We start from the raw sequence: 17,761 nt of genomic DNA, 5'->3' as shown, positions 1-17,761 counted from the left end.
TCCGATATCCGATACTGGTTTGGAACAAGCAGTTGCGGCACCTAAAGTTGTCGCTAAATCTTCAAGAATGTGCCAATTTTCGGGGCCTTTCAATCCGCGACCCCCTGAAATCACAATATCAGCATCAGCTATAGATACTTGACCACTGGCCTTTTCAACGGCGGCCACTTTGGTAGCAAAATCGCCATCGTTTAACTGCGGCGTAAAGGCTTCGGCGGAAACATTCGTTGCATTTTCAGATATTCCAAATGAGTTTTTGGAGATGCTCAACACCTTCACAGATGTATTGATTGTTGTATAATTAAAGGCTTTTTGGGAAAAAGCACTGCGTTTCACTTGGAAAGGAGCGGTACTTAAAGGAGCTGATACTACATTGGACGCCATTCCCGCTTCTAAAGCTACAGCCACCAATGGTGCCACATACAAGCTATCGGTTGAAGAAGAGAACACCACTACTTGCGCGCCTTCTTGTCGAGCGGCTTGTTGTATCACATCGGCGTAGGCTTTGGCATTGAATGCTTTTAGCGCGTCGTTCTGTACTTGAAGGACTTTAGTTACCCCATATTTCCCCAATTCGCTAGCGTCACTAGCGTTAATCGTTACCGCGGTAACCTGTGTACCTAGTGCGTCGGCTACTGCTTTGGCGTAGGAAGCCAATTCCAACGCTACTTTTTTGAATTTGCCGTCAGATGATTCGGCATAGAGTACTACTGACATAGTGATATTTTTTAGGAAGCTTAAATTACTTTCGCTTCGTTGTGTAATAAGTTAATGAGTTCGTCAAGATTGTCGGGAGAAACCATTTTTACCGCTGATTTAGGGGCTGGTTTTTCAAATTTAATGGCCTTCGTTTTATCCTCACCGCCTACAGGTTCAACAACAGAAAGCGGTTTTGTTCGCGCCGTCATGATCCCACGCATGTTAGGAATACGCAAGTCTTTTTCTTCTACAATTCCTTTTTGGCCACCTACAACTAGAGGTAAAGCAGTAGTAATTACTTCTTTTCCTCCGTCGATTTCGCGGGCTGCTTTCGCTTGAGTACCTTCCACGGTAAGTTCGGTACATGCATTGACAAAGTTATAGCCTAATAAACCAGCCATCATTCCAGGAACCATACCTCCATTGTAGTCCAAAGACTCTTTTCCACAAATGATCAAATCATAGCCGCCATTTTTAGCGACTTCCACCAATTGTTGCGCTACAAAAAATCCATCCATCGGTACGGCATTGACCCGAATTGCGTCATCAGCACCAATAGCAAGCGCTTTTCGTAAGGTTGCCTCTGTATCAGGGCCTCCCACATTTACAACCGTCACTTTAGCACCTTGTTGTTCTTGGAACCAAATGGCACGGGTTAATCCAAATTCGTCATTAGGGTTGATCACATATTGAACACCATTGGTGTCAAACTCCGTGTCCCCGTTGACGAAGTTAATTTTTGAAGTAGTATCAGGCACATGGCTGATGCAAACTAATATTTTCATACCGTATAGAGGGGTTTAAATTTTTCCGATGTAAAAGTAAAAAATATATTTCTAATTTTTGTATGCACGCATAATATTTTTTCATATTTCAATCGATTTCGCCAAAGATTCTTGAAGATGTTGGGGGAAAAGTTGGTTTTTATAAAAAATTTAACGCATATTTTCTTTTGGAGTGAAACATTATTCAAAAAAGACACCCTATTCTTTCGTTGTTTTAGGCTTTTTTTTTTCACATATAACGATTTCGTAAAAAAAGCTCACACAAAATAGGAAAGGGCAATATTTAAATCCTACAGATTTGTTATTTTTGCCTTTCCAAAAATGGATTAACGATTTATTCGATATGAGAACGATACAATTTAGAGAAGCGATTGCCGAAGCGATGAGTGAAGAAATGCGTCGCGACGAGTCAGTATATTTGATGGGTGAAGAGGTGGCCGAATACAACGGTGCTTACAAAGCCTCCAAAGGAATGCTCGATGAATTTGGTCCTAAGCGTGTTATCGATACCCCTATTGCCGAATTAGGATTTGCGGGTATTGCGGTGGGTTCTGCGATGAACGGATGCCGTCCGATTGTTGAATTCATGACCTTCAATTTCTCCTTGGTTGGGATTGATCAAATCATTAACAATGCTGCCAAAATGCGTCAAATGTCAGCGGGACAATTCCCAATGCCCATGGTGTTCCGTGGACCGACCGCTTCTGCAGGTCAGTTGGCGGCTACGCACTCGCAAGCTTTTGAGAATTGGTTTGCCAATTGCCCAGGATTAAAAGTAATTGTTCCTTCTAATCCTTACGATGCTAAAGGGCTTTTGAAAGCTGCCATTCGCGATAACGATCCTGTGATTTTCATGGAATCCGAACAAATGTATGGCGACAAAGGAGAAGTGCCGGAGGGCGAATACATCATTCCTATTGGAGTAGCCGACATCAAGCGAGAAGGTTCTGATCTGACGATTGTTTCCTTTGGAAAAATTATCAAGGAAGCGATCATTGCTGCCGACGAGTTAGCCAAAGAAGGTATTTCTTGTGAAATTATTGACTTGCGTACCGTTCGTCCCATGGATTATGATGCGATCATTAATTCAGTGAAAAAAACCAACCGATTAGTGGTTTTGGAAGAAGCTTGGCCTTTTGCAAGTGTTGCCTCTGAAATTACCTATATGGTGCAAGAGCGTGCTTTCGATTATTTGGATGCGCCTGTACAACGAATCACCACCGCTGATGCTCCAGCACCCTATTCACCCACCTTATTAAAAGAGTGGTTACCCAATGCCGGTGATGTAGTAAAAGCTGTAAAAAAAGTAATGTATCGATAAGGATATTCTCTTATATTTGAAGCCATTTCGGGAAGTCTCGAGATGGCTTTTTTTTTTAATTTTTTATTCATGTTTAAAAAAATTCTTTTCTTGTTGTTATGCGCCGTTTCCAGTCTGTCGTTGGCACAGACTAAAGTGAGTGGTACGGTAATCGACAAAAAGAACCAACCCATTCCTTTTGCCAATGTGGTCTTTAAAGGTTCCAACGAAGGAGTCGTTAGTGATGAAAACGGAAAGTTTTACATCGAATCATCTAAAACCTACAGTGTATTGGTCGTGGCTTTCATGGGGTATACAACGCGTGATGTCGAGTTGGAAAAGCCCGTGAATTACAACATGAAAATTGTACTCACCGAAGAGCAAGTCTTGGATGAAGTTGTCATTTTTACGGGAAAAACCTCTAAGAAAAACAATCCCGCCTTACGTATCCTCCGAAAGATTTGGGAGCGCAAACGAAAGAACGGACTGCGGATGTTTGAGCAATACGCTTATGACAAATATGAAAAAGTAGAATTTGACCTGAATACCATTGACAGTAATTTTATGAAGAGTAAAATCTTCAAAGGACTCGAATTTGTTTTCAAAAAAGTAGATACTTCCAAAATAACAGGAAAAACATACTTGCCTATTTTTATTAACGAGTCGGTGTATCAAGTGTATGGCGATAACAAAATGGGTAAGGAGAAACAAATTCTTTCCGGAAATAAAAATTCAGGATTAAGCAATGGTGATGGGGTCAATACCTTTATCAAAGATTTGTACAATGACTACAACATCTACAACAACCACTTGACCTTTTTCGACAAGAGTTTTACAAGTCCGATTTCTACCACAGGAATCGATGTCTACAATTATGTGTTGCGTGATAGTGCCTACATTGATAATAAATGGTGTTATAACATTGTGTTTTATCCCCGTCGTAAAAACGAACTCACTTTTAAAGGTGATTTTTGGGTCAATGATTCCACCTTTGCCATCAAAACCATTAACATGGCGGTGTCTAAAAGTGCCAACATCAACTGGGTGAAGGATATTTATATTGAACAAGAGTTTGATGTTGTGAACGATTCGATTTTTCTGCTTACCCGAGATTATATGATGTCCGATTTCTCGTTGTCCAAAAAAGATGAAGCAAAAGGGGTCTATGGAAAACGAACGTCATTGTACCGTAATCATAAGTTCAACCAACCCAAACCAGAGAAGTTTTATAAGGAGGAAGTTAATTTCATTGACAATACCGTATACACCCGACCCGAATCGTTTTGGGAGCAAAATCGGTTTGAAAAACTCAATAAAGATGAAATTGGGGTGTATAAAATGTTGGACACCCTCAAAACAGTCAAGAAGTTTAAACAAATGTACAATCTGGTCACCATTTTGGCGAGCGGTTATATTCAAAAAGGAAATTTTGATTACGGTCCCATTTTCTCCACCTTCGGATACAATGTGGTGGAAGGGATTCGTCTCCGAGCGGGGGGGCGAACCTATTTTGGACCCAACGACAAATGGCGTTTGCAAGGGTATACGGCCTATGGATTTGACGACAATAAATTCAAATACGGCATCTCGGCCAAATGGATGCTCAATACCAAAAATCGCTTGATTATCTCTGCTGGAAACCGACGGGATATCGAGCAAATTGGAGCGAGTTTGACTACGACCAATGATGTCTTGGGACGCAGTTTCGCATCCTCTGGGGTCTTCATGTCGGGCACCAATGGTAAACTGTCCAATATCAATCTTACCACCACGGCACTTGAAATCGAACCCATTAAAAATTTAGTGTTTGAAACAGGGCTTTCGTATCGCACCTTAGCATCAGCTTCTCGTGAGTTTTTCACCATGGATTATTTTACCGACGATGCTCGAACGCAAACAAGAGGCGACTTGCGTCAAGCAGAAGCCCATTTTCAAGTGGAATACACCCCAGGACGAAAAACAGTTGGGTATGGAGTTGAGCGCCTTTCCGTCGACAACCCCTACAGTCGCGTTTTTGCCAAGTTTAGTCAAGGGATTAAAGGATTATTAAACAGTGATTTTGATTATACCAAAGTCCAGCTGTATTACAAACAACCGATTATCATTGGCCCCTTAGGGCGCACTAATTTAACCCTTGAAATGGGGAAAACGTTTGGGAAAGTGCCGTTGGGATTGATGAGTATCATACCTGGGAACCAAACCTATTTTATCATCGGAAATACGTTTAGTAACCTTAATTTTTACGAATTTGTTTCCGACCGTTACCTTACTTTACAATGGGATCATAATTTTCAAGGGCGCTTGTTCTCACGTATTCCTATGTTGCGCAAGTTGAATTGGCGGGAAATTATCGGAATTCGAGGGGCTTATGGCGATTTTTCGGAAGAAAATAGACTCTTAAATGCCTCGGGATTGGTATATAAAGCACCCACCACTCCGTATTGGGAATACAGTGTGGGTATTGGGAATATCTTTAAAGTGTTTCGTATTGATGCCTGTTGGCGAGGCAATTACCGCGATGTGCCTGGAACAAGCAATTTTACCATCAAAGGAGAATTTGGATTTTATTTTTAAAGATGCATAATTTTCAATGAAAAAACCGAGATCATTTGTCCTGATTTCAGTTTTTTTTATTGCCATTCATGCTGTTAATTTGGTAATAAATACGCTGGAAAAAAACACATCATTTATTTTTTAGGTTAAATAAATTTCGGATTCATAAATACATACGTAGCCCTTTATTTTTGGGAAAAAGTGTTTGTTGAAAACGTGTTTGTAACTGTAAATTTACCCCTTCTAAATAGCTAAAGAAATGACTGCAGATCATAAAAATACCTTTGATGTATTGATTGAAATTCCCAAAGGAAGTCGCAACAAATACGAGTATGATTTTGAGTTAAAGAAAATTCGTTACGACCGTATGTTGTTCTCCTCCATGATGTATCCTGCCGATTACGGATTTATTCCAGAAACCTTGGCCATGGATGGCGATCCGTTGGATGTGTTGGTGTTGGTTACCGAGCCTACATTCCCCATGTGTGTAATGGAAGTAAAACCCATCGGTGTTTTCCACATGGCCGACGATAAAGGGCCCGATGAAAAGGTAATCTGTGTGCCAGTTTCCGATCCTGTTTGGAATAAGTTGAATGACTTAAGCGATGTTAATCCTCACATGCTTAATGAAATTGAACATTTTTTTGAAGTCTATAAAGATTTGGAAAACAAAAAAGTGGATGTACATGGATGGGGGAATGTAACCGAAGCCAGAGAAATTATCCAACAATGTGTCGATCGGTTTGCAACCATTGAAAATCGTCCCGAAGGATTGTTTACTATCAAATAAAAATAGAATTAAGAAAGAGTTGTCATGAAGGCAACTCTTTTTTTGACATTAAAAAAGCATAAAATTGATGAGGAATTAATGATTTGATTATTTGTCTCCCGAAAAATTGAGACTCCTAAAAAAGAATATGTCGCTTTTCTTGAAATTAAATAACAAAAAGGCAAAATTCATAATCTCAGAATTTATTTTTCTTTATTTTTGCTCGATTTCAATTTTAAAATTAACTAACTAACCAATTTTATGGAGAAAATGTATATCTATCTGCCTATTGCAATGGCAGTGTTAGGATTGCTGTTCATGGGGATCAAAGCCGCATGGATTAATAAGCAGGATGCGGGTGACGAACGAATGCAAGGAATTGCCAAAAGTATTCAAGAAGGTGCAATGGCCTTCCTAAAAGCGGAATACCGAATTTTGGCCATTTTTGTGGTTATCGCTTCGGGAGCTTTGTTTGCTGTATCTCAAATTTCAGGAGTTTCGCATTGGATGATTGTGGTAGCGTTCATTTTTGGAGCTATCTTTTCGGCACTAGCTGGAAACATAGGGATGCGAATCGCTACAAAATCCAACGTACGCACAACACAAGCCGCCAAAACAAGTTTGCCTCAAGCGTTGAAGGTTTCTTTTTCAGGAGGAACTGTAATGGGATTGGGAGTTGCTGGTTTAGCGGTTCTTGGATTGAGCATTTTCTTTTTACTTTTCTTAAACCAATTCATGGGTACCGAAGGGAAATCGTTCTACGAAAACATGTCTATGGTGTTAGAAACGCTTGCTGGTTTCTCTCTAGGGGCTGAGTCTATTGCACTTTTTGCCCGTGTGGGTGGAGGAATTTATACCAAAGCGGCCGACGTGGGAGCGGACTTAGTAGGAAAAGTTGAAGCTGGAATTCCAGAAGACGATCCGCGTAACCCAGCCACTATCGCGGATAACGTAGGAGATAACGTAGGAGACGTAGCGGGTATGGGAGCCGATTTATTTGGTTCGTATGTAGCTACCGTTTTGGCTTCAATGGTGTTAGGAAACTATATCATTAAAGATATGACAGAGGCCAACGGGACTCAATTTACCGATGCTTTCGGGAATATGGGGCCTATCTTGTTGCCTTTAGCGATTGCAGGTATTGGTATTTTAGCCTCTATCATCGGAACCTTCTTTGTGAAAATTAAAAATAACGAAGCTAAAGAAGCTGAAGTTCAAGGCGCTTTGAACTTAGGAAACTACATTTCTCTTGCTTTAACCGTTGTGGCTTGTTGGTTTTTAATCGGTGAAATGTTGCCCGAAAAAATTAGCATGAATTTCTTCGGTGAAGGAACCAAGGAAGTTGCTCGTATCAATGTCTTTTATGCGACATTAGTAGGTTTAGCAGTGGGATTGTTAATCTCCGCAATTACCGAATATTTCACTGCCTTAGGTAAAAAACCCGTTCTAAATATTGTACAAAACTCGTCAACGGGTGCGGCGACCAACATTATTGCGGGTCTAGCCACAGGAATGAAATCAACATTCGGCTCTGTAATTTTATTTGCCGCAGCGATTTGGGGAGCGTATTTCTTAGCTGGTTTCTATGGTGTTGCAATTGCGGCTTCTGCCATGATGGCCACTACAGCCATGCAGTTGGCCATTGATGCTTTCGGACCCATTGCAGACAATGCAGGAGGGGTGGCTGAGATGAGTGAATTACCCAAAGAAGTGCGTCAACGTACCGACGTTTTAGACTCAGTAGGAAATACGACGGCAGCGGTAGGAAAAGGTTTTGCGATTGCTTCTGCGGCATTAACCGCACTAGCGTTGTTTGCAGCATATGTAACCTTTACAGGTATCAACGGGATTAACATTTTCAAAGCGGATGTTTTAGCAGCCTTATTTATTGGAGGAATGATTCCTGTAGTTTTCTCGGCATTAGCGATGCAATCGGTAGGGAAAGCGGCTATGGATATGGTACAAGAAGTTCGTCGTCAATTCCGTGAAATTCCAGGCATTATGGAAGGAACTGGAAAGCCAGAGTACGGCAAATGTGTGGATATTTCTACGAAAGCAGCCTTACGCGAAATGATGTTGCCCGGAGCAATCACCATCATTACTCCCATTGTTTTGGGATTATTGATGGGGCCTGAAGCTTTAGGAGGGTATATGGCTGGTGTTTGTGTTTCTGGGGTGCTTTGGGCTATTTTCCAAAACAATGCCGGTGGTGCGTGGGACAATGCTAAAAAGTCTTTTGAAGCGGGAGTGGTTATCAATGGAGAAATGACTTACAAAGGTTCAGATGCGCACAAAGCTGCGGTAACTGGAGATACTGTGGGTGATCCATTCAAAGATACTTCGGGTCCATCGATGAACATTTTGATCAAATTAACGTGTTTAGTTGGTTTGGTTATCGCGCCAATTTTAAGTGATGGTCATGCCACAACCGACAAAAAAGCGTGTGCTACCAAAGAAATGTGTGCCGACAAGTCATCATGTGCCACCGCTTGCAAAGAGCAAAATGCGGCTATGGATGGAAAATGCGATATGAGCAAATGTGCCACCATGACTAAAGACGAGTGCGCCAAAATGTGTGATTCTTTAGGGTGCTCTCCCGAAGAAAAAGAAAAATGTTTATCGCATTACGATAAAGACGGAAAATTTATAGCTTCCAAAGACGCGGCTGGATGTTGCGCAGAGGGAGATAAAAAATAATCCGCACTACAAATCATAAGCCTCACTTCGGTGGGGCTTTTTTTTTATATTTACCTCAAACAAGTAAAGGAATGTATCGTAAGCTCTCTCTTTTTTTTCTAATTTGCTCTACATGGATGTGGGCGCAACAAGAGTATCCTCTGATTCCCCAACCGCAATTTGCCACTTTTCAAGAGGGGTTTTTTACCATTGAAGAAACAATCATTCTCACTGCTCCATTGGAAATGGATACCGAAGCTGAAGTTTTTATCAACGAAGTTCGCGCTCGAAAAAAAGCCCTTTATATTTCCAACAAAGGGGGTATCATTGAAAATGCAATTGTGGTTCAAATAGAGGCAAATCTCGACCCTGAAGCCTATGTGTTGGAAATTAATCCAAAAGTAGTTTTCTTAAAGGCAGGCGATTATACAGGAGTACAATACGGCTTTCAAACGTTAACGCAATTACTCCTAGGTGTTCCCAAAGATCAATTGAAACTTCCTTGTGGTATAATCAAAGATGCTCCTCAATTCAAATGGCGTGGCATGCACCTCGATGTAAGTCGGCACTTTTTCCCAAAAGAAGCTATTTTTAAATACATCGATTACCTCGCGGCATACAAATACAACACGTTTCATTGGCACCTTACCGACGATCAAGGATGGCGCATTGAAATCAAAAAATATCCCAAACTCACCGAAGTCGGAGCTTGGCGTAACGGATCTATGGTGGGACATTATAATGAACAAAAATTTGATTCCGAGCGATACGGCGGTTTTTACACCCAAGACGAAATTCGTGACGTGGTCAACTATGCCCGTATGCGTCATATTACCGTTGTTCCCGAAATCGAAATGCCGGGACACGCAAGGGCTGCATTAGCCGCTTATCCCCAATATTCGTGTACGGGAGGGCCGTTTGAAGTGGCTAAAGAATGGGGCGTTTTGGAAGATGTGTTTTGTCCCAAAGAGGAAACCTTCACTTTTTTACAAGAGGTGCTTACCGAAGTTATGGCTTTATTTCCGGGGCAATACATCCACATTGGGGGCGATGAATGTCCCAAAACCCGTTGGAAAGCGTGTCCCCATTGTCAAAAACGCATGAAGGAAAACAACTTGAAAGACGAACATGAATTACAAAGCTATTTTATCCAACGTATAGAAAAATTTGTCAATAGTAAAGGCAAAAAAATCATCGGTTGGGATGAAATTCTCGAAGGAGGATTGGCGCCCAATGCAGCGGTTATGAGCTGGCGCGGTACGGAAGGCGGAATCGCAGCGGCCCAACAAAAACATCAAGTGGTGATGACGCCCGGCTCACATTGTTATTTTGATCATTATCAAGGCGAACCCAAAAACGAACCCCTAGCGATTGGCGGGTATACGCCTTTAGAAAAAGTATATAGCTACCAACCCATTCCTAGCGAACTCACAGCAGAAGAAGCCACTTATATTCTCGGCGCACAAGCCAATGTTTGGACCGAATATATTCCAACCTTTGAACAGGTCGAATACATGATTTTTCCACGAATGACAGCACTTTCCGAAGTGTTATGGGGTACTGCCAATCCAAAAGAATACTCCAATTATTTTAATCGACTCACGCCACATTTTAAAGAATGGGAAGCCAAAAAAATCAATTTTAGTAAAGCCGTGTTTGAAATTACGGCCGAAGTCATGCCCAATCCGGGGGGTGAGAATGGCGTGTTGTACGTGTTGAAATCCAATCAAAATCCAGCTAACATCCATTATACTTTAGATGGAAGTTTGCCCACAATACAATCACCCACATTTTTCTCTGCTTTAACAATTCAACAGTCGCAAACGGTAAAAGCAGCTTATTTTGAAAATGAAACTCAAAAAAGTGCGCTCTCAGAGCAGGCGTTCACTATTCATAAAGCCACCAGTTGTTTAGTTAACCTTCAAGACCAACCCGATAAACGCTATAATGCTGGCGGTGCATTTGCTTTAGTCAATGGGGTAAAAGGGGATACTCAAAAATTCGGTCGTGATTGGTTGGGATTCTGGGGTAACGATTTGGTTGCTATCATCGATTTGGGGAAAAAGCAATCCATTTCGCATCTCAATTTGGGGACACTCGAAAGTCCGTCTAGTTGGATTTATTTCCCGAAAGAAGTCCTATTTGAAGTCTCAACCGATGGAATACGTTTCGAAAAAGTAGCCTCTTTCACCCCATCCGAAATCCAAAATACTAGAGGGAATGTCGATTGGAAAGGTAAAAAAGTAAAAGCCCAATTTATCAAGGTAACCGCTGTCAATAATGGTAAAATTCAAGAAGGTATGCCCGGCGCAGGAAACGAATCGTGGCTTTTTGTCGATGAACTAATCGTAAAATAATATGGAAAATACACGTCGAAAATTTTTAAAATCAGCGGCCATCGGAACCGTAGGGCTGTCTCTCACTTCTTGGACCTCAAAAGCCGTCGAATTGGGAGATGTTTCTTCACGCGTAGGGACAAAACCAATCGTCTTGTCTACCTGGAATTTCGGGCTGCAAGCCAATGAAGCGGCTTGGTCAATTTTATCCAAAAAGGGCCGTGCTCTCGATGCGGTCGAAGCTGGCGTGCGTATTCCCGAAGGCGATCCCAACGAGCGCAGTGTGGGCTACGGTGGACGGCCTGATCGCGATGGCAAAGTCACCCTCGACGCTTGTATCATGGATGAATTATCCAATATTGGTTCGGTCGCGTGTCTTGAACATATCAAACACCCCATTTCCGTGGCACGTGCGGTCATGGAAATAACACCTCACGTGATGTTGGTTGGGCAAGGGGCCTTGGATTTTGCACTGTCCCAAGGATTTAAAAAGGAAAATTTATTGGTCGAAGCTTCCGAAAAAGAATGGAAAGAATGGCTGAAAACCAGTCAGTACCAACCCAAAGTCAATATCGAAAATCACGATACCATTGGGATGATTGCTCTGGATGCAGCTGGTAATCTTTCGGGAGCGTGTACCACCAGTGGTATGGCGTATAAAATGCACGGAAGAGTAGGCGATTCACCCATTATTGGAGCCGGACTCTATGTCGATAATGAAGTGGGAGCGGCTACGGCCACCGGTCATGGGGAAGAAGTGATTCGTATTGCCGGGTGTCATTTGGTGGTCGAACTCATGCGTCAAGGGAAGTCGCCGCAACTAGCCTGTGAAGAAGCTGTGATGCGCATCGTGAAACTGACCCAAAACCGTAAAAAGAATTTGAAGGATATTCAAGTAGGATTCATTGCTTTGGATAAGCAGGGAAATTATGGTTCCTATTGTGTGCAAGGGGGTTTTAATTATGCTGTTCATGATACTACTGGAAACCGTTTAATTGATGCACCGTTTTATTTAAAATGAGGGTCCAACTCGAAATCGCTTGTTTTAATCCCGAGTCGGCTAATATCGCCGCCCAAGCCGGAGCCGATCGTATTGAATTGTGTGACGGAATTGAGGTAGGAGGAACCACTCCGGATTTGGATACCACACAAAAAGTCTTAACCCAAGTACCCATTCCTGTCTTTGTAATGGTGCGTCCACGGGGAGGTGATTTTGTCTATACGGATGAAGAATTTCTAACCATGAAAGCTACAGTGGCCGAATTCAAAAAACTGCAAGTTCACGGTATGGTTTTCGGAATTTTAAAAGAAGACGACACGCTGGATGAAGAGCGTAACCGACTATTAGTTGCACTAGCTCATCCCATACCTTGTACGTTTCACCGGGCTTTTGATCGTGTTAAGCATTGGGAAATCGCCTTGGAACACATCATCGATTGTGGGTTTTCGACAATTTTAACTTCAGGAACAAAGGCCAATGTTGTGGAAGGTATAAACATACTGCAAGCGATACAACAACAAGCAGGTGACCGAATTACGATTATGCCAGGCGGCGGATTACGTGCTTCCAATGTTCGTCAAATTGTAGACACTACGGGGGTGCATTTTGTGCATTCCTCTGCAATTACTGAGGGAGGAACTTTAGCCAATCCTGAAGAAATTAAAGCCTTAAAAAGGGAATCAAATGCATAAAAGACTTTTGTTTTTTCTTCTTTGTTCGTTCGGACTCACAGCTCAAGTGCTTGAAAAAGATTTGAGTGATTTGTCATGGACCGTACATCAGATGGGGAAAAATGATAAAATGAAAGCCACAGTTCCTGGTACGATTCACACCGACTTGCTGGCCAACCGCCGTATTCCGGATCCCTTTTTACAATCCAATGAAAATGAGGTGCAGTGGATTGAAAACGAAGATTGGGTCTATGAATCGACCTTTTCGCTGACCCCAAGAGCACTTCAAAATGCGCATATCGAACTTGTATTTGAGGGCTTAGATACGTTTGCGAGTGTGTTTTTAAATGGGCAGTTAATACTCCAAGCCGATAATATGTTTCGTACATGGCGTCTCGATATCAAACCTTTCGCGAAAGCGCAAAATCAATTGAAAATTCAGTTTAAGTCCGCAATAGCGCAAACTAATAGGTTAGCCCAAAAGTTACCGTACCCATTGCCCGATGACAACCGGGTTTTTGTCCGCAAAGCACCGTATCAATTTGGTTGGGACTGGGGACCGCGTTTAGTAACTTGTGGCATTTGGAAACCCGTAAAACTTCTGTTTTGGAATGATGTACGTATCCAGCATGTGTTTCATGAACAAAAATTAGTTTCAACGGAAAACGCTGAAATCGTTGTGAAAGTGGCTTTAGAGAGTGCTGCTGCGATGACGCTCGATCTTTTAATCAATAATCAAAAGCGCAGTGTCGCGGTGAAAAAAGGAACTTCAATAATCGATTTTCCTTTGACGATTGCACAACCCAAATTATGGTGGTGTAACGGGTTGGGGGCGCCGCATTTGTATACTTTTCCAGTGATACTTCAACAGAATGGAAAGGTAATAGAGCAGCGGGAACTAAAATTGGGCATTCGAACGCTTGAACTGGTGCAAGAAGTAGATGCCCAAGGGAAAAGTTTTTACTTCAAACTAAATGGAAAACCAGTATTTATGAAGGGGTCTAACATCATTCCACCCGATAGTTTTGTGCCTCGGGTAACGAAAGCCCAATGGATTAATTTGGTTGAAAATGCGCGTCTTTCCCATCAAAATATGCTGCGGGTTTGGGGCGGAGGTGTGTATGCCGATGACGCTTTTTATAACGCTTGTGATGAAAAAGGAATACTTGTGTGGCAGGATTTTATGTTTGCTTGCGCGATGTACCCTGGCGACGAAACCTTTTTAAAATCGGTAGAACATGAAGTTGAAGATCAGGTCAAACGCCTGCAAAATCATCCGTCGATAGCAATCTGGTGTGGTAATAACGAAAGCGATGAAGGTTGGCACAATTGGGGTTGGCAAAAAAAATACAAGTATACGACTCAAGATTCAACCCGCATTTGGAACGACTATAAGGAGTTGTTTCATCAACGAATTCCCCAAACGTTAAAAAAACTGTTACCTCAAAATGAAAACCGCTATTGGCCGTCTTCTCCCTCTATCGGTTGGGGACGAAAAGAAAGTCTAAGTCAAGGCGATTCCCATTATTGGGGCGTGTGGTGGGGCAGAGAACCTTTTGAAAAATATTCGGAAAAAGTGGGTCGATTCATGAGCGAATACGGGTTTCAAGCCCTGCCATCGATACACACATTGCGCTATTTATCCGATGGCGAATCTTTATCATTAACGTCAAAAGCCCTACGACATCATCAAAAACACCCTACGGGTTTTGCGACCATCGATGAATACATGCAACGCGACTTTTGGGTACCCGCCGATATTGAAAAGTATCAGTATGTTTCTCAACTATTGCAAGCCCGAGGAATGAAAATCGCTATCGAAGCCCATCGCTTGGCCAAACCCTATTGTATGGGAACCCTATATTGGCAATTAAACGATTGTTGGCCAGTAACTTCTTGGAGTTCGTTGGATTATCTTGGCCATTGGAAAGCATCCCAGTATCAAATAAAAGAAAGTTTTGCCCCTGTATTTTTGGCGGTAACACAAAATGAAACGGGTATTTCAATTCAAGGAAGTACGGACACTTTGGAGGAAAAAGTAGGTAAACTAACAGTACGATTGATGGATTTTTCGGGGGTAGAACTTTGGAGTGCCTCTAAAGATTGTGTGTTGGAGGTTGAAAAAAGCACTGCGTTAATGCCGATTCCGTTTATGGCTTTCCCTGAATTTGTAAAAGAAAAATCGGTTTTATACATAGAGTTTACCAGCAATCATAAAAAAACTGTGGCCTACCATTATTTTGTAAAACCAAAAGAATTGCAACTTGAAAAACCGACAATCAATGTAAAAATTATTGGGGAAACCTTGCTAGAAATCAGCTCAAATACCCTCGCCAAAAATGTATTTCTACAAGCAGAGGGCCATTTTTTTAACGACAATTTTTTTGATGTAATCCCCGGAATTCCGAGAATTATCAAAACCGATCGACCAACCGATGCTATAAAAATAATGTCTTTATTTGATGCTATGCACTAAAGAGCTACCTGAGGTATAGCTTAAAATAATCCGTTGATTTCAGCATCAATACGGTTGATAATTGTTCCTAAATCTTCTGGATTATTCACAAAGTCAATATGGTCTACATCAATCACGAGTAATTTGCCTTTATCATAGGTATGAATCCACGCTTCATAACGCTCGTTGAGACGACTCAAATAATCAATGGAAATGGTGTTTTCATAATCCCGACCCCGCATATGAATTTGCTTCACCAAATTGGGTATAGAACTACGTAGGTAAATCAATAAATCAGGTGCTTTAACTAAAGCTTCCATCAGTTCAAATAAGGAACTGTAGTTTTCAAAATCACGGTTCGTCATCAATCCCATCGCATGAAGGTTGGGGGCGAAAATGTGGGCATCCTCGTAAATCGTACGATCCTGAATAATCTTTTTCCCGCTTTCGCGAATCTGTAAAATTTGACGAAAACGACTATTTAAAAAGTAAATCTGAAGATTAAACGACCAGCGTTCCATTTGATGGTAAAAATCATCCAAATAGGGATTGTCAACAACGTCTTCATAATGGGGTTCCCACTTATAATGTTTTGCCAAAAACCGAGTTAAAGTGGTTTTACCGGCGCCAATATTTCCTGCGACTGCGATGTGCATTAGGGTACGGTGATTTTATAATTTGTAATTCCTTCTGCGGTAAAAATAGATAAAATTTGGTCGTTACACGAAAAATTTTTGACCGATTTCTCAACAATTTCAAAGCTGGATTTTTTCCCTGAAAGGCGATTCAATAGCGTCCATGTCGCGTTGTTGTAAATTAACACGACGGCCTCATTGACAAAATAATACATGCCTTCAGGGAGTTGGCCGTAATCGCTTATGTGGCCATAAATGGTTATTGATTTCCAATGGTTTTGTGCGTCAACCCAAGTCAAGCTATTGAAGGCACATTGGTAATATTTCCAACTGCCTTGTACAGGGTTTCCAATCGGACTAAAAGACCCTGTGGTCAGGTGATACATCCCAATTTGTTGCATTACAGCATCGTACCCCCATAACCGATTTTGGTTGGCCATCCCCACGGCAGTAATCATGATGGGTGTTGGAATATTTGAAAATTCGACGACTTGAATTTCATTTAAAAAATTGTCTAAAACCACTACAGCATTGAAGTTTTCGTAAAATAAAATGGGGCGAAGCGGTTGTGTGATATCCACATTTTTTAATTTGCCAAAAGGAAGATTTTGGTATTGCAAAATTCCCGATTCATGGTATTTAAACAAGACATTGTTTTTACTGTAAAAATAGTTGCCCAAACCATCAAATCCCCAAAAAGCATCGGCCTGAATAGAAAAATGTGAGCGCCTTTCGGGCTGTTGCGTTTCTTGTTGTGCATCGCACCAAAAGGGGAGTCCAAGACAGAGTAAGAGGAGCCAGCGTAACTTCATAAAGCTAAGATACTTTAAACCTTTGGATTATTTGAAATGTCTAAAATGGAATTTAACATAATATTGGTAACTTTTTGACCCAAGCGTCGTCATATTTGTTGACCAAAAAACAATTTTATCGAATATGAAAACAACAATCTTCCTAAGATTAGCTTTGTGCTTCTCTACTTTGGCATTTGCCCAAAAGGATTTTCAAGGCATGGCTGTGTACGAATCCAAAACGAGTACCGCCGATTTTAAGTCCCGTTTTGAAGGCAACAAAGACATGACGCCTGAAATGCAAAAAATGATTGAAGACCGCATGAAAAAAATGTTTGAGAAAACGTTTGTACTTCAATTTGATAAACAAACCTCCATTTACAAAGAAGAAGAAAAATTAGACGCTCCTGGACAGAATGGTGGCGGTTTTCGGGTTATGAGTTCGTTTATGGGCGGCGGCGGAACCTATTACAAAAATGTGAAAGACCAAATGTATGTTGTCGATAAAGAGTTTATGGGCAAGGAGTTTTTGGTAAAAGATACGTTGACGCATTACAAATGGCAAATGACAGGTGAGACCAAGCAAATTGGGGGCTACAACTGTTTTAAAGCGACTTGTGTCATTCCTGCAAGTAAAACCGATTTCCGTAATTTCCGTCCCAAAAAGAAAGAAGAAATGGCTGCTGAACCTAAAAAAGAGGAAGGAACGAAGGAAGTAAAAGCGGAAGCTACTGAGGAGAAAAAACAAACCCGTACCAATTTTATGGAGGATTTTGATCTTCCCAAAGACATTACAATTACCGCCTGGTATACGCCCGAAATTCCGATTAATCAAGGACCCGAGGGATATTGGGGACTTCCCGGGTTGATTTTGGAAGTCAACGATGGAAAGACGATTATTTTATGTTCCAAAATTGTATTGAATCCGAAAGAGAAAGCCGAAATCAAAGCGCCCACCAACGGAAAAGAAGTCAAGCAAAAAGAGTACGACGATATCGTACTGAAAAAAATGGAGGAGTTTCGTGAAATGAATGGCGGTCCCGGCGGAGGTCGTCGAATGGAAATGCGTTTTTCTCGTTAATTCCTTTTTT

13 protein-coding genes are annotated in these 17,761 nt (G+C 41.5%); 9 read left to right on the top strand and 4 right to left on the bottom strand.

Going from position 1 to position 17,761, the window contains the following annotated elements:
• Together Q0037_RS05760 and Q0037_RS05755 are read right to left on the bottom strand one after the other, a co-directional pair.
• Positions 1-717, bottom strand: a 717-nt coding sequence (locus tag Q0037_RS05760; protein ID WP_297516551.1) for an FAD-binding protein, incomplete at its 3' end; no start/stop codon positions are given.
• 20 nt (positions 718-737) lie between these two features.
• Positions 738-1,484, bottom strand: a complete 747-nt coding sequence (locus Q0037_RS05755) for an electron transfer flavoprotein subunit beta/FixA family protein (protein WP_297516549.1) — start codon at positions 1,482-1,484, stop codon at positions 738-740.
• Between the two features lie 325 nt (positions 1,485-1,809).
• On the opposite strand from Q0037_RS05755, the gene Q0037_RS05750 reads away from it, so the two are divergent.
• The 8 genes from Q0037_RS05750 to Q0037_RS05715 all read left to right on the top strand — a co-directional run bounded on the left by Q0037_RS05750 (position 1,810) and on the right by Q0037_RS05715 (position 15,265).
• Entirely contained in the window at positions 1,810-2,805 is a 996-nt protein-coding gene (locus tag Q0037_RS05750) for a pyruvate dehydrogenase complex E1 component subunit beta (RefSeq protein ID WP_297516562.1), read from the top strand.
• 69 nt (positions 2,806-2,874) lie between these two features.
• Positions 2,875-5,358, top strand: coding sequence for a DUF5686 and carboxypeptidase-like regulatory domain-containing protein (locus Q0037_RS05745; RefSeq protein ID WP_297516547.1), 2,484 nt, complete (start codon positions 2,875-2,877; stop codon positions 5,356-5,358).
• A 238-nt stretch (positions 5,359-5,596) separates the two neighbouring features.
• Entirely contained in the window at positions 5,597-6,127 is a 531-nt protein-coding gene (locus Q0037_RS05740) for an inorganic diphosphatase (RefSeq protein WP_297516545.1), read from the top strand.
• A gap of 240 nt (positions 6,128-6,367) precedes the next feature.
• The gene (locus Q0037_RS05735; protein WP_297516544.1) at positions 6,368-8,803 is read left to right on the top strand and encodes a sodium-translocating pyrophosphatase; all 2,436 of its coding nucleotides are present in this window, start codon (positions 6,368-6,370) and stop codon (positions 8,801-8,803) included.
• Positions 8,804-8,874: 71 nt separating this feature from the next.
• Entirely contained in the window at positions 8,875-11,139 is a 2,265-nt protein-coding gene (locus Q0037_RS05730) for a family 20 glycosylhydrolase (RefSeq protein ID WP_297516542.1), read from the top strand.
• 1 nt (position 11,140) lies between these two features.
• Entirely contained in the window at positions 11,141-12,139 is a 999-nt protein-coding gene (locus Q0037_RS05725; RefSeq protein WP_297516540.1) for an isoaspartyl peptidase/L-asparaginase family protein, read from the top strand.
• Positions 12,136-12,810, top strand: coding sequence for a copper homeostasis protein CutC (locus tag Q0037_RS05720; protein WP_297516538.1), 675 nt, complete (start codon positions 12,136-12,138; stop codon positions 12,808-12,810). Before Q0037_RS05725 ends, Q0037_RS05720 begins: the two co-directional genes overlap by 4 nt.
• Positions 12,803-15,265 carry a glycoside hydrolase family 2 protein gene (locus Q0037_RS05715; RefSeq protein ID WP_297516536.1) on the top strand — a complete coding sequence of 821 codons (2,463 nt, stop codon included), beginning with the start codon at positions 12,803-12,805 and terminating at the stop codon, positions 15,263-15,265. Before Q0037_RS05720 ends, Q0037_RS05715 begins: the two co-directional genes overlap by 8 nt.
• A 20-nt stretch (positions 15,266-15,285) precedes the next feature.
• On the opposite strand, the gene Q0037_RS05710 is transcribed toward Q0037_RS05715, so the two are convergent.
• Positions 15,286-15,900, bottom strand: a complete 615-nt coding sequence (locus Q0037_RS05710; RefSeq protein ID WP_073361517.1) for a deoxynucleoside kinase — start codon at positions 15,898-15,900, stop codon at positions 15,286-15,288.
• Positions 15,900-16,691, bottom strand: a complete 792-nt coding sequence (locus Q0037_RS05705; RefSeq protein ID WP_297516533.1) for a hypothetical protein — start codon at positions 16,689-16,691, stop codon at positions 15,900-15,902. Before Q0037_RS05705 ends, Q0037_RS05710 begins: the two co-directional genes overlap by 1 nt.
• A 124-nt stretch (positions 16,692-16,815) precedes the next feature.
• Here Q0037_RS05705 and Q0037_RS05700 point away from each other — a divergent pair, with 124 nt between their 5' ends.
• Positions 16,816-17,751, top strand: coding sequence for a GLPGLI family protein (locus Q0037_RS05700; RefSeq protein ID WP_297516531.1), 936 nt, complete (start codon positions 16,816-16,818; stop codon positions 17,749-17,751).
• The last annotated feature ends 10 nt before the right edge of the window (positions 17,752-17,761 follow it).

The sequence above is a fragment of the Flavobacterium sp. genome, from assembly GCF_027482425.1.
Taxonomy (GTDB): domain Bacteria; phylum Bacteroidota; class Bacteroidia; order Flavobacteriales; family Flavobacteriaceae; genus Flavobacterium.
Note: the sequence above shows the minus strand (reverse complement) of the source record. Positions and strands in the feature narration are given on the sequence as shown.

Bases quoted from the DNA above. Each gene is read 5' to 3' on its own strand.
- Q0037_RS05710 (WP_073361517.1), bottom strand. From the start codon at position 15,900: ATGCACATCGCAGTCGCAGGAAATATTGGCGCCGGTAAAACCACTTTA.
- Q0037_RS05700 (WP_297516531.1), top strand. From the start codon at position 16,816: ATGAAAACAACAATCTTCCTAAGATTAGCTTTGTGCTTCTCTACTTTG.
- Q0037_RS05740 (WP_297516545.1), top strand. From the start codon at position 5,597: ATGACTGCAGATCATAAAAATACCTTTGATGTATTGATTGAAATTCCC.
- Q0037_RS05720 (WP_297516538.1), top strand. From the start codon at position 12,136: ATGAGGGTCCAACTCGAAATCGCTTGTTTTAATCCCGAGTCGGCTAAT.
- Q0037_RS05735 (WP_297516544.1), top strand. From the start codon at position 6,368: ATGGAGAAAATGTATATCTATCTGCCTATTGCAATGGCAGTGTTAGGA.
- Q0037_RS05755 (WP_297516549.1), bottom strand. From the start codon at position 1,484: ATGAAAATATTAGTTTGCATCAGCCATGTGCCTGATACTACTTCAAAA.
- Q0037_RS05745 (WP_297516547.1), top strand. From the start codon at position 2,875: ATGTTTAAAAAAATTCTTTTCTTGTTGTTATGCGCCGTTTCCAGTCTG.
- Q0037_RS05730 (WP_297516542.1), top strand. From the start codon at position 8,875: ATGTATCGTAAGCTCTCTCTTTTTTTTCTAATTTGCTCTACATGGATG.
- Q0037_RS05715 (WP_297516536.1), top strand. From the start codon at position 12,803: ATGCATAAAAGACTTTTGTTTTTTCTTCTTTGTTCGTTCGGACTCACA.
- Q0037_RS05705 (WP_297516533.1), bottom strand. From the start codon at position 16,691: ATGAAGTTACGCTGGCTCCTCTTACTCTGTCTTGGACTCCCCTTTTGG.
- Q0037_RS05725 (WP_297516540.1), top strand. From the start codon at position 11,141: ATGGAAAATACACGTCGAAAATTTTTAAAATCAGCGGCCATCGGAACC.